Genomic DNA, 21,560 nt, shown 5'->3' on the forward strand with positions numbered 1-21,560 from the left:
AGTTCAATTCAATTAATTATATTTTGGAGCAATAAGTTTTAGTGTTAAATGAATTTTGGTTTGAAGCAAAAAATATTAATTGTTTTAAGTGCGGTTTCAGAGTAATTAAAGATTTAAATTTAAAGATAGCATATTCAGAAAATGTAATATTAATTGGTCCAAATGGTTCAGGGAAATCATCCTTAATAGAAGTAATTAATAGAAATATATATCCAATAGCAGCTAATGAATCATTCATAAAAATTTTTGACGAAGAACTCATAAATTTATGGGAACTAAGAAAAAGAATTAGTACCGTAAATAATGATATTAAAAATAGAATAAATCCAAATCTACGAGTTTTTGATTTAATTTTAAGTGGGCTATATGGAAAATATTGTTTTATATCAACTAAAACAGAAGAGGATAATTATAAAGTTCAATGTCTAATAAAAAATATGAATATATTAGATTTATCAAAAAAGATTTTTTCTAATTTATCAGATGGGGAAAAACAAATTGCTCTATTTGCCAGAGCGTTAATTAAAAAACCAGATATATTGATTTTAGATGAACCAATTGCAAATTTAGACTATAAATCAAAATTTCTTGTAATTGATAAAATTGATGAATTATCAAAATTAAATACTAAAATTTTTTGTGTAACACACGATATTTCAATGATTACTGAAATTTATGACAGAGTCATAATGCTAAAAGATGGCGAGATATTCGCTGATGGGAATCAAGAGGAAGTTATAAATAGTGAGAATCTTAAAAATTTGTATGGTATCAATGTCGAAGTAATTAAAAATAATGGATTTTGGATAATTAAAAAATTTTCTAAAAAATAATTATCAATATAGCTACACAAATAACAATAAAAATGAATTTATTATTACTAAAAAATGTTAAAGGTTTGTTTCTAAATGAATTTCTAAATGAAGAAGAACCACATTTAGAGCAGACTATCTTGCCACCTAACGATCGATCTGAAACGAAGGAAGAACTTCCACAATTAATACAAATTTTATTTACGCTCATAACTTAAAAAATATCAAAAGAATCATATGTAAATTATATTCCTAGAAACATATGTAAAGATTAACTTCAAAAAATAATTTGATAATGAGAATCTGTTGCAACAAGCAATTTAATAGTGCATAATTGATAATAATTCTCATTATCAATCATTAAATAAATGAATTTCCATACTTATGGAGAACCTCCTTCAAAATCAGTAAGAATAATAACTGGGCAATCCGTTTTAATAGATCCTTCATCAAGGCCAAAAGGCACATGCCTAGAAGTTGAAAGTGGTATTGCAAGAGTATATTGCCCTTGTGAAGAAACTGAAGGCATGACACTTGCATTTTTACAATCAGGAGATCAATTAAGAACTGACCTTTTATGTAGTGAGGGTGTATGTGTTGAAGCCTTAACAGATTTGTCTTTTCATAGCAATGTAAATATTGATGAGAATATTGGCTACGATGCAGTAAATGAGTGGACTTTGCAACTCCTAAGAATTAGACACTTGGGTAATGCGGAACAAAGATTACAAGCTTTATTTTCAATCCTAGTAAATCGTTTAGGAAGAAGATGCGGTCAATGGTGTGAGCTACCTTTTAGGCTAACTCATGAAAGGATAGGCGAATTAATAGGTTCTACACGAGTAACCTCCACAAGGTTGATTTCTAAACTAAGGTCATCTGAGTTATTAATAGCACCAATTGGCACCCAAACAGTAAGTGTTGCCCCTTCTTTTATTGAAACTTCTCCATTATAGAAACATGAAGGAATCACAATCATTAACTAACAACCTATTAATGGAAGTTGATGTATTAACTAATAGACTAAGAAATATAAAGCAATCTTATATAACTACGAACAATCAAGGATTAAAAGAAAGGCTATTCTCGGAAAATAAAAATATTTTCAAAAGAATTAATGAGATATTTACAGTAGCTGAGCAATTAAATAAAACAAGTAAATTTGAAAAATTTAGTTTTTCAAATTTGCTTATTGAAAAAACAAAAAGGGCATTGAATGAAAATAAGTTTGAAAGTAATTTATTTTTTCCTTAAATCACTGTCAATCAATAAAATTGCAGAAGGTTGATTAGACGCAAACTTAACTTTACCTAGTATGTTAGCAAATTCATCTTCTGATTTTGTTTGAGCCTCTACAACTGGATCCAGAAAAACGTTAGTTCTTGTATCGGAAAATCTTTCTGAAATGGAATAAAGTTGTTGCAGAGATGAAGTTAAATCAGCCTCCATGTTGAAAGAATAAGAAATCAAATCCTCAATTGAATCCCATTTTTGAACTGGTGCTGGAAGCTCATTTAATTTTACGCTTTGCCCTCTAGCAATTAAGTAATCTGCAAATTTTTGAGCATGTTCCATTTCACCCTGTGATTCATTTAAAAAATAAGAAGCAAATCCATTTAAATCTCTCTCCTGAAACCAAAGGTATATTGAAAAATATTGCACATTAGCATATCTTTCCATTGTTAGATGTTCAAAAAAATTATCTAATAAGCTATCGTCCATCGGTTGGGCAATAGCTCTTCCGGATGGGCCAAAATTAATTAATTTCTGTGTTTTTAGATTATTTTCATTCATGATTACATTATTAAACTACATAAATTATACAACAATATGTATAAATTAGTAACTTATTAATCCTTAAATTTAAATAACTCAATATGATAATGAATATCAATAGCAATATAATAAATGAATCTAGAATATGATTTTTCAGAACTGCTCTTAACTAATAAAATATACTTAAGTAAAAAAAAGAAATGTAAAAAGAAAAAATGTTCAAAATGGAAAGGGGGAAATTGTAATTGCCTATAAAAAAATCTTAAATATAAACCTTTTGTGCTCCTGGATATAAAAAATAATAACTATCTTTGTTAATAGAAAGAGAACATTTTTCACCACTATTTAGTTGATTATTAATATTAGTTCTAACCCTTAATATTTCCTCATTAATAGATACTTTATATATAAGAAATTCACCAAGAAATTCTTTAGATATTACAGTAGAATCGCCAGATTTAGATTTTTTAATAGATATAAATTTAGGAGCAATTGACATAATTTTGATATTTTTATTATTTGATAACCTTGAACTATTTATTTCACCTAAACAAGACATATATGAATTACCGTTTTTATGGAGATTAAGAATATTATTTCCTAAAATAAAACTACTAACAAATATCGTCTTGGGATTATTTAGAAGATTTATTGGGGTATCAATTTGATGTATTTCACCTTCATTCATAACTGCAACTTTATCGCATATTGACATAGCTTCTTCAGGATCATGCGTAACCATTAATCCACTTGCATTGCAACTTCTAAGAATATTTGGAAGTTCGCTTCTCAATTTAAGTTTGACGTGCATATCAAGACTACAAAAGGGTTCATCCAATAGAATAAAATTTGTGCCTGGAGCAAGAGCCCTTGCAATTGCGAGTCTTTGTTTTTGACCTCCAGACAATTCGTGTGGGTACCTTCCAACAAAGCTATCAAGACCTACAACATTTAATAAATAATCAACTCTAGATCTATTTTTTTTGTTTTTCAAACCAAACATTACATTTTCCAAAACAGTTAGGTGAGGGAAAAGTGCATAATCTTGAAAAACCATACCAATATTTCTTTTCTCAGGACTAAGGATTCTATTACTACTTGAGATTTCCTTATCATTTAAAGTAATTTTTCCTTTAGAAGGATATTCGAAGCCTGCGATCAATCTCAAAAGTGTGGTCTTTCCGCAACCAGAAAGACCAAGTAAACCTAGTAATTCGCCACTTTCAATTTTTAGGTTAATTTCATTTAATATCCAATTCGAATGTTCTTGCTTATCATATCTATGATGCAGATCATCAATTATTAAAGCATCATTTTTCACAAAATACTTCTTATTCAAGTATTTTAAATTAGCAGATAAAATTCACCTAAAATATCTCTCGTATAATTTTATACGCCAATTAATCTATTAAATTAATGAGGAAGGCTGAAAGAGCAAAAATAATACTTAGGGAACTAAAAAAACTATACCCATCGCCTCCAATTCCTCTTGATCATACAAATGCCTATACACTTCTTATCGCAGTAGTTTTAAGTGCTCAATCAACAGATAAAAAAGTCAATGAATTAACAAAGAGCCTGTTTAAGCTTGCAGATAATCCAGAAAAGATGGTAAAGCTAGGTATTAGTGGCATATATGAATATATAAAGTTTTTAGGTCTATCTAATCAAAAATCGAAGAACATTTATAACCTATCTAAACTTTTAATTGAGAAACATAAAAGTATAGTTCCAAACACTTTTGAGCAGCTTGAATCTCTTCCAGGGGTAGGTCATAAAACAGCCTCAGTTGTAATGTCACAAGTGTTTAAAATCCCCTCATTCCCAGTTGATACTCACATTCACAGATTGTCACAAAGATGGGGTCTAACAAATGGAGATAGCGTAGTTCAAACAGAAAAAGACTTAAAAAAAATATTTCCTATTAATGATTGGAATACCTTACATTTGCAAATAATCTTTTATGGCAGAGAGTATTGCACCGCAAGAGGCTGTGATGGAACAAAATGTTATTTATGCCGAACTCTTTATCCCAAAAGAAAAAAGAAATTTATATGTAAAAAACCCTAAGAAATTTATATAATAATTGAATTAGTTTTTTAATCATGAAAATAGCAATTACTGGTGCTTCGGGGAAAACAGGTTACAGAATTTCTGAAGAGGCCGTTATGAAAGGATTTAAAGTAAGGCAAATAATCAGAAAGAACTCTAAAGTCAAAGAAGGTCTAAAAAATTTAGAAACAATTAGAGTTTCATTAGACAAAAAAGAAGACTTAGATAAAGCTTTAAAAGATATGGATGCTTTAGTAATTGCCACTGGGGCGAGAGCATCTTTAGATTTAACTGGTCCCGCAAAGGTTGATGCATTAGGTGTATACAGGCAATTAGAAAGTTGCAAAAGAGTTGGTATTAAGAGAGTCATTTTAGTTAGTTCTCTTTGTACTGGTAAATTATTTCATCCATTAAACTTGTTTGGTCTAATTCTCATTTGGAAGAAAATTGGTGAAAACTTTCTACAGAACTCAAATTTCGAATGGACTATTATTAGACCTGGAGGATTAAAAGAAAATGAAAATATTGAATCTGAAAATATAAATTATACAAAGGAGGATACTCAAATAAATGGATCAATCCCAAGAAGACTAGTAGCGCAATGTTGTATAGATTCTTTAAAAAACAAAGAAGCTATAAATAAATTAATAGAAGTAACAAGTTCAATTGATAATAAAAAGATATCTTTTAAAAAAGCTATGCAAATGATTTAAAAAATGTAAAGATATAAAATAAAACTATGAAAATAAGTCCAAAGATAGACGCATTACAATTAATGCTTACTGATTTGAGAACAAGGAATGAACCAATAAGGCATAAAGCTGCATTTAAAGGATGTCAACCTGAATTTCAAAGTCTTGTATCAAGGTTAATAAAGCAGTTAGAGGAAGAATTAATTTCTGAAAAGCTCACAAATCGCGATACTTAAAAGATTTAGATCACTTAAATGAACTTAATTTATCTAATTTAGCTTGTTCTGATAGTTCATCATATCCCCCAAAAAAATTATTGTCTAAAAATATTTGAGGAAAAGTATTGTGGTTACTTTTCACCATTATTTTTCGAAAGCTTTCATCATTGTCGATCAAAATGACTTCATAAGGAATAGACAAAGAATTAAGTAACCTAATTGCTCTTTTAGACCAAGGACAGTCCTTTAAAATATAAGCTTTGACACGTGATTGATTTGTAATTAAATCATTATTTGAGATATTGATAATTTTTTGTTCAAAAGAAAGTAATAATATATCAGTCCCTTTTTTTACAATACAACCCTCCTCAAGATGCCCGCCAAAGACATTACATCCCTCATCTGCAAAACTCAAATGTAAATGAGCATCACCTTTATTAAAATGACCATTAAGAGATACTATCTCTAAATTACCTTCAAATTTATTTATTTTTAGATTTCCTGGGCATTGAATACAAACTGTTCTGAGATTACCAACCACTCCCGAAACATAGCCATATAAATCATTCGATAAAGAATATTCTTTAATTGAATTTATCAAATCTGATTCTGGAGATAGCTTTAGGCTATGAGGCTGCATTAGAAATTATGAATAATTTTGTAATATAAATCATCATGAATCACAAAGAGAAGTTGAGTTCATATTCTTTAGGATTCAAATTTGAATTGAGTTTTGGAATTTAGCATTAATATAATTAATACTAGTTTTCCTTATAAATTAAGCTTCTTTAGAGTGTAATATATTTTTTAAATAGAGAAATTAATTTGTTAGTTAGAAAAAATCTTCAAAGATTGGCATTAAATATTCCTAATATATTATCAATATCTCGTCTTTTACTTGTATTTCCTCTAATCCTTTTTTTAGAAATTAATAGACCTTTTTATGTTTTTATATTGATAATTATTGGTGGTTTAACTGATTATTTTGACGGACTAATTGCAAGAAAATTTGATCTTAAAACTAGATTAGGTGCTATTCTTGATCCCTTAAGCGATAAAGTATTCTATTTAATTCCTTTAGTTTTCCTCTGCAAAAATAATTTAATCCCATTCTGGTCTTTAACATTAATTTTATTTAGAGAATTAATAATCTCTAGCCTGAGGAACATCACAAAAGACGGTTTGCCAGCATCTCATTTAGGCAAAATTAAAACATTTTTCTTTTTTATTTCAGTAATCACCTTCTTTGCACCATTAAAAGTAAGCTTATTAAATTATTTAGCTTTAGTTTTTTATTGGATAGGATTCATCCTGACTTTTTTGACTTTATTTGGATATTTAAGAATTAAAAAGAATCTTATCTGAATTTTCATCAAATCCATCACCCTTTTTATGATTAAAATCCTTCAAAAAACTATCCTTTAAACCATTAAGTAAATCAAAATTCGGTTCCCAATCCAAATCATTCTTGATTTTAGAAATATCAGTCTGATAATGATTTAATCTAATTGGAAATCCCTTTCGCGATTTAGTATCTAATTTTTGATAATCAAATGTTCTTAAAGAAATCTCATTTTGGTTTAATCCAAGAACTCTTGCACAGAAATAAATCAATCCCTTAATAGTAACTCCTTTTTTGCCTGAACAGTTATATATATTATTCTTAGAATTTTCAAAATTTATGCACCTAATCATTACATCAGTAAGATCTGAAACGTGTCCTAGCTGAGTAATTAAAGAACCATCCCCTGGGATTGGGATGGATTTATAAGTAAATAACCTTTCAAAAAACCAATTTTCAATTTTATTATAATTTCCTGGTCCATAAATATAAGTAGGTCTAAAACTTGTAAAAGGAATTTTTTCGTTTATCAACCAGTTTTCTGTCTCAAACTTTCCTTTGTGACGACTATTTGGGTCAATCGGATCATCTTCAGATAAGGGGAGTTCAGAATTATCTTTATAAACTCCTGCAGAGCTTACATATATATATCTCTGGAAAGAATTATCTAAATTTTCTATAAGAAGTTTCGTTTGTTTTAACTCTCGTCCAGAGATATCATAAACAACATCATACTTTTTATTTTTTAGCTTATTTATACTTTCTAAATTATTCCTATCACCCTTAATTAAATTTGTTTTTTCAGGATTAGCTTTATTACCTCTTGTGAAAATATCAATATCATAATTTTGGTTTAATAACTTTCCAACCAAAGACTTGCCGACAAATCTAGTGCCACCCATTACAAGAATTTTCATATTCAAAAAATATTAAAATGAAGTAGTAATCTTAAATAGAATTACATATTGAATAGTACTACTAAGAAGTAATTAATGAAAAGGATGATTCTATGGAACTAATACCAGCTATTGATTTAATGAATGGCAAGTGCGTAAGGCTTCTTAAGGGTGATTTTAATAAAAGAAAAGACTTCAAAAAAGAGCCACATGAGCAGGCAAAATCTTGGGAAAGAGAAGGAGCCAAATATATACATATAGTTGATTTGGATGCTGCAAAAACTGGATCCCCAACAAACGACAAGCAAATAAAAAAGATTTCGGAAACGGTTAATATACCTATTCAAATTGGTGGAGGGATAAGGTCTAAAGAAAGAATAGAACAATTATTTTCTTATGGTATTGAGAAAGTTATAATGGGGACTTCGGCGATAGAAAATAAAGAATTAGTTAAAGACTTATCAAATAAATTTCCTGGAAGGATAATTGTAGGTATTGATGCAAAAGAAGGAAAAGTTAGTACAAGAGGTTGGCTGGAACAATCTAATATTTTAGCCACAGATCTAGTAAAGGAGTTTTCTTCATTTAAAATCGCTAGTTTTATTGTTACAGATATAAATACCGATGGGACTTTAGAAGGAACAAATGAAAAATTCATAAAAAGTATTCTTGAGATTACTGATATTCCAGTAATAGCATCAGGAGGTGTAGGGTCAATTTCTGATTTATTATCCTTAGTTAAATTTGAGAAATCTGGTCTATTTGGTGTAATTGTAGGTAAAGCTCTATATGAAAATAAATTTACAATTAATGAAGCGAGGAATGTATTGTCATCAGAGAGGCTAAATGACTTTGATTTAAAAAACAATTACTACGCTTAAAAGAGAATAAAAATTTATTTAAGACTGGTATTTGCAGTAATTGTTAGTTAATTTTGTATAAGAGATAAGAAATCTAGTCTTGGAATTAATTTCAAAAAAATCAATATTCATTATTGCTCCAAGCTTAATAGCAGAATCTTTATCGCTTAAGTTATCATCACTAGACCAAAATCTAGAAATTAATTTTAATAAAGGAATAGGTAATAAAACGCCGGATTTAGTTATATGGAATATTCTTAATTTACAATCAGAAGATCTTATAAGGTTAGAATTATTAAAATTAAGAGAAAGATATGATGAGTCAAAGTTTTTAATAATACTCTCTGGTGAACTTGTTTATGAATCAAAAAACAATCCTTCTTTAAATGCTGAGGGCTTTCTTTTAAATCCCAGTTCAGAAAAGGTTCTAGAATCTATTGATACCATTTTAGATGGCGGAAGAGTATTTGATATTGAAAATAATTCTAGTGTTAAATTAAACAAAAATAAGCCTCTTTCTTTTAGTCAAAAAATACTAACTTCAGGCCTGAAACAAATAGATACTGAAATTAACTATATATTCAAATATGTTAATTCTGATTCAACTCCAGAATTTTATAAATTTATTTTGAAAGGAAGATTAAGAGAACTTATTACTGCTAAATCTTTTCTTATTTTCTTATGGGGCAATTCGCTAGAGCTTTATACAGAGGCAATTTACACTGAAAATAGAATTAATCTTGAAAATAAGAATACTGTATTCATTAAAGATAAAAATACTATAGAAATTTGGAATTTAATTTTTAATAGGCTAAAAGAAAGATATTGTGCCACTAACTTACAAGTTGAATTTAATAATTCATCAATAATTCTTTCTGGTATAAAGAAAGAGTTCATTGCTCGTTTAATATGCAAAATGTTAGATGAGTTAGATAATTTAGTAAAAAATATTAAGGAAAACTATAAAGAGAAAGATTTTAAAGATGATTTAAATTCTCTTATAAAAGAACTTAAAGTTAATACAATTTCAAATATCACAGACGGCTATTTTAGATTAAAAAAAGGAAGCGATTCTATTTCAATAAATGATTTTATTTATAGTGAAGTAAGTTGTGAAGAGACAGATAGAGAATCTCATGACTCATTAATGTTTATCGAGCCAATTATTAAAAATGAAGCTCTTGACTATGATGGGAAATTATTACCTCTATATGAAACAGAATCTTTTTTAATCCTTGAAAATATTATTTCAAATTGGATAATAAGGAACTGTAATTTATTAGCTTCTGAAATCTTTAATATTTGTTCATCTTGGCCTGAATTAAGAACTCTACTTATAAATCCTGAATTACAGTCAACAAGAAATTTTGAAAGATTTAGAAATAATATTAATAATTACAATCGCTGGCATGACTATATTTATATGCCTATCTACTTATATGAGAGTAAACGAGAATATATTGATATTATCGATAAAAAATTTACCCGATACTTTAAAAATGAAAATAGAGAGAATGAATTAGAGAATCTAGAATGGCTACAAAAACAAGTTACATTGTTAGTTGAGATAAGAGATGCCGTAGCACCACAGTTAGAAGTTGCTGTAAAATATATAGGTAATCTTTTCGTAACTTTCTTAACAAAAGTTGTGGGCAAAGCAATAGGTTTGGTTGGGAAAGGAATCCTACAAGGATTAGGAAGATCAAGTTCCAAGTAATTTTTTAAAATTTAATGAAAATAATTCAATGCATCCTAATTTTATTAATCTTCTTAAATCCATATAAAGCAAATGCCTCCAGAGATAATAATAGTTACGATGGGAACATCTTTCCTATATACGCAGGCAATGGGGCAATAGTTCCTCCAAATACAACACTTCAGGAATCATTAAAAAACAAAAGAGTCGCAGTTTTATTTTTTTATCTTGATGACAGTTCTGATAGTAAAAAAATGGCTCCGATAATATCTGGTTTAGATTTGATATGGAGAAATAATATAGATATTATTGCTCTAACTACAGATGAATTACAGGATAAAGAAAAGTCTGATTTTCCAAATGAACCAAATTATTATTGGAATGGATTAATTCCACAAACCATTATTATTAATAGTGATGGTGAAGTTAAATATGATAAAAATGGAATGATTAATATCGATGAATTAAACAATGTTGTAGCAGAACTAAAAGGAATTGAAATTAAAGATACTAAATTTTCTTTGGAAAGTTTTAACGAATATAACAGTATCATTTCTGAAAAAACAGATAGAAATAAAACCTAATTATTAAAGAAAATGATATTAGTAAATATCCTATTAGTACTTTTAGTTTTTTTAATTATATCCGATTTTTATATTCAAAAATCACCCAAATCAAAATTAATTCTAGAACCTTTAAATTACAAAATCAAAAAAAAAGATGGTTTAAACGAATTAACTATTGATTTTAAAATAACTAATAAAAGTAAAACCAAAGAAACTATGGTAACTAGTATAAATTTTGAATTAGATTTTTTAAAAAGTAAAGGAAATGACTATTTCCAAAATTTAAACTATCAGGAAGATATCTATATATATGATAAAAATAAAGAAAAAAATTTAAATAATTATTGGCCAACAACAATTATCAAGTCAAATTCGGATTTATTTATTAAAGTAGTCTTTAAATTTAGTAATAACAATTTTAGAAAAAAAATAAAATATGTATGGTTAAAAGTATTTTGGGATAACTATGGCCATTTTGGTATTAAAAAAAGAAAGGATTGTTTCTTAATCAATTTAGATGGTCAAAAACGAGGTCCTAAAGAAGTTTTCGAAATCCCAATAAATAATAAATATAATGCTTTAGCTATTAAAACTGACTTACTCGGTAGCTTTGATGACCCAGTGCATACTGTGATTGAAAACTGTAAAGGAATCGTAGAAAAAAATGATATTTTAACAATTGGTGAAAGTCCTCTTGCGATTATGCAAAATAGATATATTTCCCCTCAAAATTTAGAATATAGTTTATTTTCGAAAGCATTATGTTATTTTTTTCACCCCACAAGTAGTCTTGCAACTGCTTGCGGCATGCAATTATTAATTAATAAAATTGGCGTCACAAGAATAACCTTTTCATTAATCGTTGGATTCTTATTTAAATTAGTTTCCATTAAGGGAATTTTTTACAGATTAACTGGTTCAGAATCATCTCTGATTGATGATATAAGTGGAACTGTCACTCCCTATGACAAAAGTATAGTTATGGGTCCTCTCAATGCCGATATATTTTGTAAGGAGCTATCAAAATATCTAAGAATAGATGTAGCTGTAGTCGATGTTAATGATCTTGGAGGTGTAAAAATATTAGCTAGTTCAAATAAAACAATAAATAAAATACTCAAAAGAAACTTAATATCTAATCCTGCTGGCAATGGTGATGAAAAAACTCCTATAGTATTAATAAGAAAAATAATTAAATGAAAAAAGATACCTCTAATTCTTTTAAGTCTGAGAAAGGAATGGAAGTAACTTATGAAGAACTCCATATTCGTCACATTAAACTTTTAATAGATATCAAAAATAAGGAATTGAATAATTGGTTTTTCAAGATGGCCATTATTAGTACCTTTGATGATTTAAAAATATTTTTAAAAAATCTTAAGAAAAATAAGAATAAATGCATAATCGCTATATCTGGGAACGAAATCATTGGCTATATAAATATTTTCCCTTTGAACAAAAAAGAGACTTGCTTAAAAATATCTAAACCTAAGTTAATTAACCACGATTGTTCTTTAACAGAGAAACAATTAACTTTAGGATTGATTAAAAAATCAATCTCAATAACAGATATCAAGACATCAAGTTGGATAATTAACGCCGATATAAACAATATTGACCTTATATCAACCTCAAGAGAATTAGGCTTTCAACCTTTAGGTGAGATTATACTTTGGGATGGTATTGATCTAAATAAATCCATAAAGCAAAATAACCAAGGCTTAGCATTAATTAATGAATTCCAAAAAATTAATAAACTAAATATATTGAAAATAGTAAATTTTATAAGATCAAATCAATCCCCTTTAATAAGAAATATTTTAGATTTTGATCAAGACGATATTCTTAAGAGAAACGACTTTAAAAGCGGTGCCTTAATATATGAAAATTCTGTTTTATGTACAATTTTACAAGATATAAATTATCAAAACGAAGAAATTTATACTTTAACTATAAGTAGATATTGGGACAATAGATTCAATCCTATTTTAAAAGAATTTATAAAAAGATTTTTTGTAAAACCTCCTATCTCTAATCTAAAAACATATAAAGAGAATTCTCAAATAAATGCCTTTCTTGCAGAATGTAATCTAAAAGAAAAAAATCAAGAAATGATCCTTATTAGAAACACAATAGTTAAAAATGAAGCCAAGCAAGTAAATAAAATAAATCAATCTTTGGAATCAATCTTTGAAAAATTAAATCCACAAGGGAATCCATATCCATCCCCTTTTCCATTAAAAACTAAGTGAAATTTTTGAAACCTAAACCTAGGTCAATTTTAAGTTTGGATGTAGGTATCAAAAGAGTAGGATTGGCTTATTGTGATCCCCTATGCATAACATCAAATATACTGCCAGCCTTAAAAAGGTTTGCAAATAATCAAGAGATTAAAATCATTAAAAATCATATAGATGAATTTAATTTGTCTGGTTTTATTGTTGGTCTTCCTCTTGATGAGGAAGGGAGAATGACTCCTCAAGCTATTGACTGTAAGAACTACGGAAAATTACTTTCAAAAGAATTAACGCTCCCATTTTCTTTCGTCAACGAGCATAGTTCAACATGGGAATCTTCAAATAGATTTGGAATTAAAAAAGATAAATCTGGATTGATTGATAGTTTTTCAGCAAAAATAATACTTGAACAATGGATTGAAGAAGGTCCTGAATTAGAAGAATTATATTGGTAAAAATCAGATAAAATATTAATATAAAAAGAACTAGATGATTTCAAATGCAAGATACTAATTCAAATGATAATTATGAGGCGCAGACGATTATATTAAAAGATAGCAGTGGGAAAGAATTATTCTGCTTCCTTGAGCAAATAGTTGAAGTTGAAACCAAAGAATATGGATTGCTGACCCCTGTAGATACACCTGTATGTTTATTCAAAATAAATAGTGAAGAGGATATTCAAGAGATTATTGATTTAGATGAAGATGACGAGATCCTTAAAAATGCTGATTCAGTCTTACAAGAACAAAACTTAAAACTAATTAGATCAGCTTCAACATTAACTGTTTCTGGTGATCTTGATGAGCCAATATATGATGAGTTAGAGGAGGACTATCTTGATGATGATGAAGAGGAATATGATCATTTAGTAAGTTTCAATGTAAATGATGATAAATATGAAATACTAATGCCTACTTTTCCTTATTTTATTTTAGGAGAACTCAGAGATGAAGGTGCTTTTCTTTTAGATAAAGAGGATGAAGAAAGGATTGGACCATTAGTTGAAGCAGAGTATGAAAAAAGCTTAGTTTAAGGCATGAATTCTCTCATAAGAATAACTTGGGAATCAAATTTACCAATATATGAAATTTCTCAATCTGAATTACAAAAAAAAGGAATTCAATGTTTATTAATTGACATCGATGGAACTCTTGTAAGTAGAAAGTCAACTAAGATCGCAAATGCAGTAAAAAAATGGATATCTGAATCTAAAAAATATTTTTCATTATATCTGATAAGTAATAATCCATCAAAAAAAAGGATTGCAAAAATAGCAAAAGAATTAAAATTAAAATATAAATACAATGCTTCAAAACCAAGAAAAAATGTAACTTTATCAGCTATCAAAGAAGTTGGTTTTGAATCAAAAAATATAGCAATAATTGGCGATAGGATTTTTACAGATATTATTGTTGGAAATAGATGTAATATAAAAACAATATTAGTAAAGCGATTAAACAGAGATGGCTTTCCTATTAAATTTAATTTAACTTTAAAAATAGAGAAATTAATTTCTTTTTTTATAAAATGAAAATTTGGGTTATAAAAATTGGTACTAGTATTTTAAGAGGCACAGAGGAAAGATCTACTGAAGAAATTATTGAAACCCTTTGTAGCTCTTTTTCAAGTTTTCTTTTAAAAGGGAACAAATTGGTTTTAGTGACTAGTGGAGCCGTTGGGTTAGGTTGCCAAAAATTAAATATTAAAACAAGACCAAATGATTTAAGTACTCTTCAAGCTACTGCAGCAGTAGGTCAAGTTAATTTAATGTCTTTATACGATAAAATATTTAATAAATCAGGTCACAATGTTGCTCAAATTTTAATAACAAAAAACGACTTTAATTCGAGAGAATCTTTCAATAACGCTTCTAAAACTCTAAAAAAATTAATAGATTTAAATGTTATTCCAATAGTAAATGAAAACGATACAGTAGCTAATGAAGAGCTTAAATATGGAGATAATGACACCCTATCCGCCTTAGTTGCCTTAGCTATAAATGCTAATAAGCTTATTTTATTAACTGATATTGAAAATCTATATTCAAAAGATCCACGAAAAAATAAAGATGCCCATCCAATTAAAGAGGTTCATAATAGTGAATTAAAAGAAATTAAAGATAAAAATATTCAAAACATGAATAATGAATGGGGAACAGGTGGAATTTCTACAAAACTAATTTCTGCAGAAATAGCAACAAAAGGGGGCGTTCAAGTACAACTTGTTGATGGAAGGAATAAAAAAAATTTAATTGAAATTTTTAATAATAATAATAAAATTGGGACTTTATTTTATCCAGTAGAAAAACCTATAGGTAACAAAAAAAGTTGGCTTTCTCATGCAATTCAAACAGTTGGGAAAATCACTTTAGATGATGGTGCTTGTTTCGCAATTAAAAAAAAAGGTGCTTCACTCTTGGCGGTTGGTGTAAAGAATATAGATGGAAATTTTACAGTTAATCAAGCTGTTAAAATCGTAAATACAGATGATAAAGAAGTAGCAAAAGGTTTAGTATCAATAAGTAGCGACAAATTAAGAACTATCTTAAATAATAAAGAAATTAAATGCTCCTCGATAATTGTCGTCCATAGGGATGTTCTAGCACTCTCTTAGAAAAAAAATTAAACTGACAAATGATTTTAAGTGATTTAATTGATCTAATTAAAAAAGGAAATTCAGATTTTATTGGTGCAAATATTTTTGAAGATCTAAATATAGAGGATGCTGCCTCTTTAGATAAAGCAGATAATCACCAAATATCTTTTTTAGAAGAAAATAATATCCTTAAAGAAAAGTTAGATCAAAGCAAAGCATCAGCAATAATAACTTCCAACAACAATGAAATTGTCACTACCTTAAAGAAACTCAAAATTTCAAATATTATCGTTAAGAATCCAAGAATTGCATTTGCAGAAGTATTGAATTGTTTATACAAAACTATAAACTATGATCCTGGAATTCATTCTTCAGCTTATGTAGCTAAAACAGCAAAAATTGGAATAGATTCCCATATTGGACATAATGTCTACATAGGAGAAAATACTGTAATTGGTAACAATAATATTATTCTTCCTGGATCATCAATTTTAGGAAATGTTCAAATAGGAGATAATAATATTATTCATCCAAATTGTGTAATTTACGAAAACACTACTTTAAAAAATAATTGTGTAATTAATTCAAATACTGTTATTGGTTCAGAGGGATTTGGTTTTATTCCTAAAGACGGGAAATGGGTCAAGATGCCTCAAAAAGGTGGTGTAAAAATAATGAGTTATGTAGAAATTGGTACAAATTGTTGTGTCGATCGTCCCTCAGTAGGATTTACTTATATTGATGAGGGAACAAAGTTAGATAATTTAGTACAAATAGGTCATGGAGTAAAAATTGGCAAGAATTGCGCATTTGCCGCTCAAGTTGGAATAGCTGGAGGAGCAATAATTGGAGATGGAGTTATTTTAGCAGGCCAAGTAGGTGTAAATAATAGAGTAAAAGTTGGGAATAATGTTATAGCTAGTTCAAAATGTGGAATCCATTGTGACATAGAAGATGGAAAGGTGATTAGTGGTTTTCCTGCCATGAATAATAAATCCTGGCTTAGGAGTTCAAGTATTTTTAAAAAATTACCGGAATTAGCTAAAAAACTTAGACAATTAGACAATCAATAATTTATTGTTCTATATAAACAAAAATCTAAATGAATAAATATAAGATTGTTTTATTGGCAGGAGATGGAATTGGACCAGAGATTTCAGACGTTTCAAAAAAAGTTTTAAAAAAGCTTTCAAAAAAACATAATTTCGATATTGAGATTATTGAAAAACTATTTGGAGGGATAGCTTATGAAAAATATAGGAACCCGGCTCCAGATGAGACACTAGATCAATGCAAGAAAAGTGATGCAGTACTTTTAGCATGTGTTGGAGATATTAAATATGATTCCCTTGCAAGAGAATTTAGGCCGGAAAGTGGGTTGCTTAAGTTAAGATCTGCTCTAAACCTTTTCGCAAATATCAGGCCTGTCAAAATAAGAAAGTCTCTTATAGATGCAAGTACACTAAAAAAAGAAATCGTTGAGAATGTTGATCTTATAGTTGTTAGAGAATTAATAGGCGGTATTTATTTTGGAAAACCAAGAGGACACATATCAAATACAGAAATCCCAAAAGCCTTCAACACGATGGTTTATGATTCAGCGGAAATAGAGAGAATAACTGAAATAGCAATAAAAATTGCTCACCAAAGAAATAAAAAAATATGTTCTGTAGATAAATCAAACGTTCTTGAAGTTAGTCAATTATGGAGAGATACAGTTTTAAAATCAACCTCAAAACATAAAAATTTATCTTTAAGCAACATGTACGTTGACAATGCAGCAATGCAATTAATAAGAGATCCTAGTCAGTTTGATGTGATTTTAACAAGTAATTTATTTGGTGATATCCTAAGCGATTTAGCCGCAATGTTAACTGGTTCTATTGGGATGCTTCCATCTGCATCTCTAAATAATAATGGACCAGGTGTTTTCGAACCTGTTCATGGTTCGGCTCCTGATATAGCTGGTAAAAACATAGCAAATCCCATTGCAATGCTTTTGTCCGCTTCTATGATGTTAAAAATTGGATTAAATGAAGAAGAAGCTGCAGAAAGTTTAGAAAATGCTGTTGATAAAGTTTTATCTAAAGGATATAGAACGGCAGATTTAGCTAATAGCTTTTCCGAAGTATTATCTTGCAGTGAAATCGGGGAAAAAATAATAGAAGAAATTTAAAAAAAAATTAATAAATAAAAAAATATTTTTAAGTTAAACATAAAGTTGGCATATTACCTGTCAGAATTATCAGATATTGTTTTTAAAAAATGTCAAAACGTCATCCAGTAGTTGCTGTAACAGGATCTTCAGGAGCAGGAACAAGTACAGTAAAAAGAGCCTTTGAGCATATTTTTGCCAGAGAAGATATTGTTCCAGCAGTTGTTGAAGGTGATAGTTACCACAGGTTTGAAAGAATGCCTATGAAAAAAGCTATGGCAGAGGCTCTTTCCAAAGGTGAAAATTTTTCTCACTTTGGTCCTGAGGCTAATCTTTTTGACAAACTAGAGGAACTTTTCAAAATCTATGGTGAAAGTGGAGGGGGTAAGAAAAGATATTACCTACATAGTCCAGAGGAAGCAGATGAACATAATGCAAGACTTGGAACAACCCTAGAACCAGGCCAATTTACACCATGGGAAGATATTCCTTTAGGTACAGACGTACTTTTCTATGAAGGTTTACATGGCGGGGTAGAAGGGGAAGGTTACGATGTCGCATCTTATGCTGATTTACTTGTTGGAGTTGTCCCAATAACAAATTTAGAGTGGATTCAAAAAATCCATAGAGATAATGCTGAGAGAGGTTACTCAGCTGAAACTATTGTGGATACTATTTTAAGAAGAATGCCTGATTACATAAATCATATTTGCCCACAATTTAGTAAAACTGATATTAATTTCCAAAGAATTCCAACGATTGACACATCAAATCCTTTCATATGTAGAAATATACCAACTCCTGATGAGAGTTTTGTGATTATACATTTCAGAAAAGGGGCAAGAGAAAAATGGGGAATTGATTTTCAATACTTACTTGGAATGATTCACGATTCATTCATGTCTAGCCCAACTAGCATTGTCGTAAATGGAGGGAAAATGGGTTTTGCGATGGAACTTATTCTTACTCCAATAATCCACAAAATGATCGAAGAAAAAAATAAAGCATAATTTCTTTTTCGTTTATCTAACAACCTAAAGAATTTTATTTTCGTCAAAGACCCAAGAAAATCTATTTATTTTTAAAACTTCTCAAAGTTTTAAGATTTAAAATCTCAAATTTTTATATAACTTTCTTGATAAAAGGACCATACTTAGATTTAAATAGAAAAAACAGGAATAATTGTGTCATTAATCGACTGGTTTGCCGCAAGGCGAAAAGATCAATTTGTAGGAAAAGTTTCGCAAGATACAGACGAGGGTGATGGTTTGTGGGTTAAATGTTCAGAATGTTCGCAAGTAGCTTATAGAAAAGACCAAATTTCAAATTTCAATGTTTGTAATAATTGTGGACATCACAACAGGATTAATAGCGATGACAGGATAAACATAATTGCTGATAAAAATTCATTTAAAGAGTTTGATAGTTCATTAAGTCCTACAGATCCTTTGGGGTTTAAAGATAGAAGATCTTATGCTGATCGAATTAAAGAGAGTCAAGCAGGTACAGGCTTAAGAGATGGAGTTATCACTGGTTTCTGTTCTGTAAATTCTATGCCTTTAGCATTAGCTGTTATGGATTTTAGATTCATGGGGGGATCCATGGGTTCTGTCGTTGGTGAAAAAATCACAAGGATTATTGAGAGGGCAACTATAAAGAATTACCCAATACTTATTGTTTGCGCATCAGGTGGTGCAAGGATGCAAGAAGGTATGTTAAGTCTCATGCAGATGGCAAAAATATCAGGAGCACTTAAAAAACATAAAGAAAAAAATCTTTTGTACATGCCATTGTTAACTCATCCAACCACTGGAGGGGTAACAGCCAGTTTTGCCATGTTAGGTGATTTAATTTTGGCAGAACCAAAAGCTCTTATTGGATTTGCTGGAAGACGGGTAATTGAACAAACATTAAGAGAAAAATTGCCAGATAATTTTCAGACAGCTGAATATCTTCTTGATCATGGTTTTGTTGATGTGATAGTAAAAAGGAAAGATCTCAAAGAAACTTTGACTAAAATTTTAAAAATCCACGGCGTAAAAGAACTTGCAGAAGCAAATACATAAAATGAAAATTATTTCTAACTTATTTTATTTTTCGTTAACTCTTTTAATTTTTATTTTAAATTTTGCTCCCTATTCGTATGGTATAGGAAATGTTGATTGGGTACTCCTAAAAGAGAATAATGACGGGAAAGAATGGCTTGACAAAGGGAGTATCAAGCCGCTTCCAAATGGTGAAATAAGTGTCTTAACAAAGTTCTTTAAAAATCCAACTCATTCTGATGATGATGGAGAGTTATCACTTTATGTAATGAGAATTAATTGCGATGAGAAAAAGTTCAAAGATACTTCCATAAATGGAATTCCTCAATTTAATTCAAAATGGCAAACCTCCAATAATGATGAACTTATAGATTTTGTCATCGAAAATAGTTGTTCAGAGTTTAGTAATGGATAAGAATGAATACAAAAAATAAAAAATTAAAAATAGCAATTGCTGGACTAGGTTTTGGGAAAAAAGTTCATTTAGAAGCATTAAAAGAGTCGCAATATTTAACGCCTATAGCTATTTATCATTATGAGAAAGCGCAAAAATCTATTTTAGAAAAAGAAACGGGTTTAGAGTTTTTTCATGTTTGGGAGGACTTAGTTAAATCACCAGAAATTGATGGAATTATTATTGCTACCCCTCCTGAATCAAAATTTAAATTAGCAAAACTAGCGCTTGAAAATAATAAAAATTTGCTATTAGAAAAACCTGTTTCAATATCTTCCTCTGAAATTGAAGAGCTACAGAGAATATCTTTGATTAAGAACTTAAGCGTATGTGTTGATTTCGAATATAGAGCAGTACCCCTTTTCCTTCAGACAAAAAAACTTATTGATGAAAATATCTTAGGAGATATATACTTAGTCAAATTAGATTGGTTAATGGGTAGCAGATCCGACCCCAAAAGAGCTTGGAATTGGTATTCTTTAGGAGAAAAAGGTGGAGGAGTTATTGGCGCCTTGGGTACTCATGCATTCGATATGTTGAATTGGTTTTTTGGAGAATCCATAAAAGTATCTGGCAAATTGGCAACATCAATAAAAAAAAGACCTTTACCTAATTCATCTGATTTAAATGATGTTACGAGCGAAGATGTTTGTCTAGCTAATATAGAATTATCAAACCATAGCTCGAATCTTATTCCATGTCAGGTATCTTTATCATCGATTTCTAGAAACGGTAGAGGATTTAGTTTAGAAATATATGGAAGCGAAGGTTCACTTATTCTTAAAAGCGAGAACCAAAAAGATTATGTACATGGTTTTGATTTGAAATATTCAAACAACGAAAATAAGATCCAAAATTTAACTGCAGATTCAAGTTTTAATTTTAAAAAAACATGGACTGATGGAAGGATAGCTCCAGTAATGAGAATTCAAAATTTATGGGCTGAGAGTATTTTTAATAAAACACCCATCATTCCAGGATTATGCGAGGGACTGGCAAGTCATAAAGTTTGTGAAGCTATAAGAGAATCATCAAAAAATGGATTGAGCATAAAAATTTAGCAGAATATTTACCAAAGTATCAATTAATACTTGACAATGTGCTTAATTTATTTTATTTTTTCTTCATATTCTGGAAAAATCAATTATCTAATTTTTTAAA

At 29.0% G+C, this 21,560-nt stretch carries 26 protein-coding genes; 22 read left to right on the forward strand and 4 right to left on the reverse strand.

Translation table 11 applies throughout. From position 1 onward, the window contains the following. Positions 1-41 precede the first annotated feature (41 nt). From EU92_RS02440 to EU92_RS02430, 3 genes are all read left to right on the forward strand, one after another. The gene (locus tag EU92_RS02440; protein WP_032523593.1) at positions 42-833 is read left to right on the forward strand and encodes an ABC transporter ATP-binding protein; all 792 of its coding nucleotides are present in this window, start codon (positions 42-44) and stop codon (positions 831-833) included. Between the two features lie 347 nt (positions 834-1,180). After that, complete coding sequence (locus tag EU92_RS02435; RefSeq protein WP_032514294.1) at positions 1,181-1,768, forward strand: Crp/Fnr family transcriptional regulator; 588 nt, start codon at positions 1,181-1,183, stop codon at positions 1,766-1,768. Between the two features lie 4 nt (positions 1,769-1,772). Next, a complete protein-coding gene (locus tag EU92_RS02430; RefSeq protein WP_032514293.1) occupies positions 1,773-2,066 on the forward strand; it encodes a hypothetical protein in 294 nt (97 codons plus the stop codon). Here EU92_RS02430 and EU92_RS02425 read toward each other — a convergent pair. Then, positions 2,052-2,606 carry a ferritin gene (locus tag EU92_RS02425; protein WP_032523460.1) on the reverse strand — a complete coding sequence of 185 codons (555 nt, stop codon included), beginning with the start codon at positions 2,604-2,606 and terminating at the stop codon, positions 2,052-2,054. The genes EU92_RS02430 and EU92_RS02425 overlap by 15 nt on opposite strands. A gap of 244 nt (positions 2,607-2,850) precedes the next feature. After that, complete coding sequence (locus tag EU92_RS02420; protein ID WP_032523594.1) at positions 2,851-3,909, reverse strand: ABC transporter ATP-binding protein; 1,059 nt, start codon at positions 3,907-3,909, stop codon at positions 2,851-2,853. Positions 3,910-4,004: 95 nt separating this feature from the next. On the opposite strand from EU92_RS02420, the gene nth reads away from it, so the two are divergent. Genes nth through EU92_RS02405 form a run of 3 tightly spaced genes read left to right on the forward strand, consistent with a single transcriptional unit; the run spans position 4,005 to position 5,568 of the window. Further along, a complete protein-coding gene (nth, locus tag EU92_RS02415; protein ID WP_032514290.1) occupies positions 4,005-4,658 on the forward strand; it encodes an endonuclease III in 654 nt (217 codons plus the stop codon). Positions 4,659-4,693: 35 nt separating this feature from the next. Then, positions 4,694-5,353, forward strand: coding sequence for an SDR family oxidoreductase (locus EU92_RS02410; RefSeq protein ID WP_032514289.1), 660 nt, complete (start codon positions 4,694-4,696; stop codon positions 5,351-5,353). Positions 5,354-5,379: 26 nt separating this feature from the next. Then, complete coding sequence (locus EU92_RS02405) at positions 5,380-5,568, forward strand: hypothetical protein (RefSeq protein ID WP_032514288.1); 189 nt, start codon at positions 5,380-5,382, stop codon at positions 5,566-5,568. Positions 5,569-5,578: 10 nt separating this feature from the next. Here the strand turns inward: EU92_RS02405 and EU92_RS02400 are convergent, their stop codons facing one another. After that, the gene (locus EU92_RS02400; protein ID WP_032514287.1) at positions 5,579-6,190 is read right to left on the reverse strand and encodes a PCC domain-containing protein; all 612 of its coding nucleotides are present in this window, start codon (positions 6,188-6,190) and stop codon (positions 5,579-5,581) included. A gap of 185 nt (positions 6,191-6,375) precedes the next feature. On the opposite strand from EU92_RS02400, the gene pgsA reads away from it, so the two are divergent. Beyond that, on the forward strand, positions 6,376-6,915 hold the full coding sequence (pgsA, locus tag EU92_RS02395; protein ID WP_032523595.1) for a CDP-diacylglycerol--glycerol-3-phosphate 3-phosphatidyltransferase: 540 nt from the start codon (positions 6,376-6,378) through the stop codon (positions 6,913-6,915). On the opposite strand, the gene EU92_RS02390 is transcribed toward pgsA, so the two are convergent. Further along, a complete protein-coding gene (locus tag EU92_RS02390; protein WP_032514285.1) occupies positions 6,889-7,809 on the reverse strand; it encodes an NAD-dependent epimerase/dehydratase family protein in 921 nt (306 codons plus the stop codon). The two genes, pgsA and EU92_RS02390, sit on opposite strands and share 27 nt — an antisense overlap. Before the next feature lie 92 nt (positions 7,810-7,901). Between EU92_RS02390 and hisA the strand changes: the two genes are divergently transcribed. From hisA to EU92_RS02315, 15 genes are all read left to right on the forward strand, one after another. Then, on the forward strand, positions 7,902-8,669 hold the full coding sequence (hisA, locus tag EU92_RS02385) for a 1-(5-phosphoribosyl)-5-[(5-phosphoribosylamino)methylideneamino]imidazole-4-carboxamide isomerase (protein WP_032514284.1): 768 nt from the start codon (positions 7,902-7,904) through the stop codon (positions 8,667-8,669). 79 nt (positions 8,670-8,748) lie between these two features. Continuing rightward, the gene (locus tag EU92_RS02380) at positions 8,749-10,365 is read left to right on the forward strand and encodes a DUF3685 domain-containing protein (RefSeq protein ID WP_032514283.1); all 1,617 of its coding nucleotides are present in this window, start codon (positions 8,749-8,751) and stop codon (positions 10,363-10,365) included. Positions 10,366-10,379: 14 nt separating this feature from the next. Further along, positions 10,380-10,928 (forward strand): thylakoid membrane photosystem I accumulation factor, encoded by a 549-nt coding sequence (locus tag EU92_RS02375; protein ID WP_032514282.1) that lies wholly within the window; start codon positions 10,380-10,382, stop codon positions 10,926-10,928. Between the two features lie 12 nt (positions 10,929-10,940). After that, positions 10,941-12,110, forward strand: coding sequence for a hypothetical protein (locus tag EU92_RS02370; RefSeq protein ID WP_032514281.1), 1,170 nt, complete (start codon positions 10,941-10,943; stop codon positions 12,108-12,110). Further along, a complete protein-coding gene (locus EU92_RS02365) occupies positions 12,107-13,162 on the forward strand; it encodes a hypothetical protein (RefSeq protein ID WP_032514280.1) in 1,056 nt (351 codons plus the stop codon). Before EU92_RS02370 ends, EU92_RS02365 begins: the two co-directional genes overlap by 4 nt. Then, entirely contained in the window at positions 13,159-13,602 is a 444-nt protein-coding gene (ruvX, locus tag EU92_RS02360) for a Holliday junction resolvase RuvX (protein ID WP_032514279.1), read from the forward strand. Before EU92_RS02365 ends, ruvX begins: the two co-directional genes overlap by 4 nt. Before the next feature lie 44 nt (positions 13,603-13,646). Next, positions 13,647-14,183, forward strand: a complete 537-nt coding sequence (locus tag EU92_RS02355; RefSeq protein ID WP_032514278.1) for a DUF3727 domain-containing protein — start codon at positions 13,647-13,649, stop codon at positions 14,181-14,183. Between the two features lie 3 nt (positions 14,184-14,186). Further along, positions 14,187-14,681: a YqeG family HAD IIIA-type phosphatase gene (locus tag EU92_RS02350; RefSeq protein WP_032514277.1), complete on the forward strand. Its 495-nt coding sequence runs from the start codon at positions 14,187-14,189 to the stop codon at positions 14,679-14,681. Continuing rightward, on the forward strand, positions 14,678-15,763 hold the full coding sequence (gene proB / locus EU92_RS02345; protein ID WP_032514276.1) for a glutamate 5-kinase: 1,086 nt from the start codon (positions 14,678-14,680) through the stop codon (positions 15,761-15,763). The genes EU92_RS02350 and proB overlap by 4 nt, the downstream gene beginning before the upstream one ends. Before the next feature lie 20 nt (positions 15,764-15,783). Continuing rightward, on the forward strand, positions 15,784-16,818 hold the full coding sequence (gene lpxD, locus EU92_RS02340; RefSeq protein WP_032514275.1) for a UDP-3-O-(3-hydroxymyristoyl)glucosamine N-acyltransferase: 1,035 nt from the start codon (positions 15,784-15,786) through the stop codon (positions 16,816-16,818). A gap of 29 nt (positions 16,819-16,847) precedes the next feature. Beyond that, the gene (gene leuB, locus EU92_RS02335; protein WP_032514274.1) at positions 16,848-17,921 is read left to right on the forward strand and encodes a 3-isopropylmalate dehydrogenase; all 1,074 of its coding nucleotides are present in this window, start codon (positions 16,848-16,850) and stop codon (positions 17,919-17,921) included. 89 nt (positions 17,922-18,010) lie between these two features. After that, entirely contained in the window at positions 18,011-18,910 is a 900-nt protein-coding gene (locus EU92_RS02330; protein WP_032514273.1) for a phosphoribulokinase, read from the forward strand. Between the two features lie 174 nt (positions 18,911-19,084). Continuing rightward, positions 19,085-19,966, forward strand: coding sequence for an acetyl-CoA carboxylase, carboxyltransferase subunit beta (gene accD / locus EU92_RS02325; RefSeq protein WP_032514272.1), 882 nt, complete (start codon positions 19,085-19,087; stop codon positions 19,964-19,966). A 1-nt stretch (position 19,967) separates the two neighbouring features. After that, on the forward strand, positions 19,968-20,360 hold the full coding sequence (locus tag EU92_RS02320) for a hypothetical protein (RefSeq protein ID WP_032514271.1): 393 nt from the start codon (positions 19,968-19,970) through the stop codon (positions 20,358-20,360). 2 nt (positions 20,361-20,362) lie between these two features. Then, on the forward strand, positions 20,363-21,460 hold the full coding sequence (locus EU92_RS02315; protein ID WP_032514270.1) for a Gfo/Idh/MocA family protein: 1,098 nt from the start codon (positions 20,363-20,365) through the stop codon (positions 21,458-21,460). Positions 21,461-21,560: the final 100 nt, after the last annotated feature.

Origin of the sequence: Prochlorococcus marinus str. MIT 9107 (assembly GCF_000759855.1) — a bacterium.
Lineage (GTDB): Bacteria > Cyanobacteriota > Cyanobacteriia > PCC-6307 > Cyanobiaceae > Prochlorococcus_A > Prochlorococcus_A marinus_N.

What these genes read in the sequence shown, in the direction of transcription:
- EU92_RS02400 (WP_032514287.1), bottom strand. Translation starts at nt 6,190, where the DNA reads ATGCAGCCTCATAGCCTAAAGCTATCTCCAGAATCAGATTTGATAAAT.
- EU92_RS02320 (WP_032514271.1), top strand. Translation starts at nt 19,968, where the DNA reads ATGAAAATTATTTCTAACTTATTTTATTTTTCGTTAACTCTTTTAATT.
- EU92_RS02365 (WP_032514280.1), top strand. Translation starts at nt 12,107, where the DNA reads ATGAAAAAAGATACCTCTAATTCTTTTAAGTCTGAGAAAGGAATGGAA.
- EU92_RS02375 (WP_032514282.1), top strand. Translation starts at nt 10,380, where the DNA reads ATGAAAATAATTCAATGCATCCTAATTTTATTAATCTTCTTAAATCCA.
- EU92_RS02425 (WP_032523460.1), bottom strand. Translation starts at nt 2,606, where the DNA reads ATGAATGAAAATAATCTAAAAACACAGAAATTAATTAATTTTGGCCCA.
- hisA (WP_032514284.1), top strand. Translation starts at nt 7,902, where the DNA reads ATGGAACTAATACCAGCTATTGATTTAATGAATGGCAAGTGCGTAAGG.
- leuB (WP_032514274.1), top strand. Translation starts at nt 16,848, where the DNA reads ATGAATAAATATAAGATTGTTTTATTGGCAGGAGATGGAATTGGACCA.
- EU92_RS02390 (WP_032514285.1), bottom strand. Translation starts at nt 7,809, where the DNA reads ATGAAAATTCTTGTAATGGGTGGCACTAGATTTGTCGGCAAGTCTTTG.
- EU92_RS02370 (WP_032514281.1), top strand. Translation starts at nt 10,941, where the DNA reads ATGATATTAGTAAATATCCTATTAGTACTTTTAGTTTTTTTAATTATA.
- EU92_RS02355 (WP_032514278.1), top strand. Translation starts at nt 13,647, where the DNA reads ATGCAAGATACTAATTCAAATGATAATTATGAGGCGCAGACGATTATA.
- EU92_RS02410 (WP_032514289.1), top strand. Translation starts at nt 4,694, where the DNA reads ATGAAAATAGCAATTACTGGTGCTTCGGGGAAAACAGGTTACAGAATT.
- nth (WP_032514290.1), top strand. Translation starts at nt 4,005, where the DNA reads ATGAGGAAGGCTGAAAGAGCAAAAATAATACTTAGGGAACTAAAAAAA.
- EU92_RS02430 (WP_032514293.1), top strand. Translation starts at nt 1,773, where the DNA reads ATGAAGGAATCACAATCATTAACTAACAACCTATTAATGGAAGTTGAT.
- lpxD (WP_032514275.1), top strand. Translation starts at nt 15,784, where the DNA reads ATGATTTTAAGTGATTTAATTGATCTAATTAAAAAAGGAAATTCAGAT.
- EU92_RS02330 (WP_032514273.1), top strand. Translation starts at nt 18,011, where the DNA reads ATGTCAAAACGTCATCCAGTAGTTGCTGTAACAGGATCTTCAGGAGCA.
- proB (WP_032514276.1), top strand. Translation starts at nt 14,678, where the DNA reads ATGAAAATTTGGGTTATAAAAATTGGTACTAGTATTTTAAGAGGCACA.
- EU92_RS02315 (WP_032514270.1), top strand. Translation starts at nt 20,363, where the DNA reads ATGAATACAAAAAATAAAAAATTAAAAATAGCAATTGCTGGACTAGGT.
- EU92_RS02405 (WP_032514288.1), top strand. Translation starts at nt 5,380, where the DNA reads ATGAAAATAAGTCCAAAGATAGACGCATTACAATTAATGCTTACTGAT.
- EU92_RS02435 (WP_032514294.1), top strand. Translation starts at nt 1,181, where the DNA reads ATGAATTTCCATACTTATGGAGAACCTCCTTCAAAATCAGTAAGAATA.
- EU92_RS02350 (WP_032514277.1), top strand. Translation starts at nt 14,187, where the DNA reads ATGAATTCTCTCATAAGAATAACTTGGGAATCAAATTTACCAATATAT.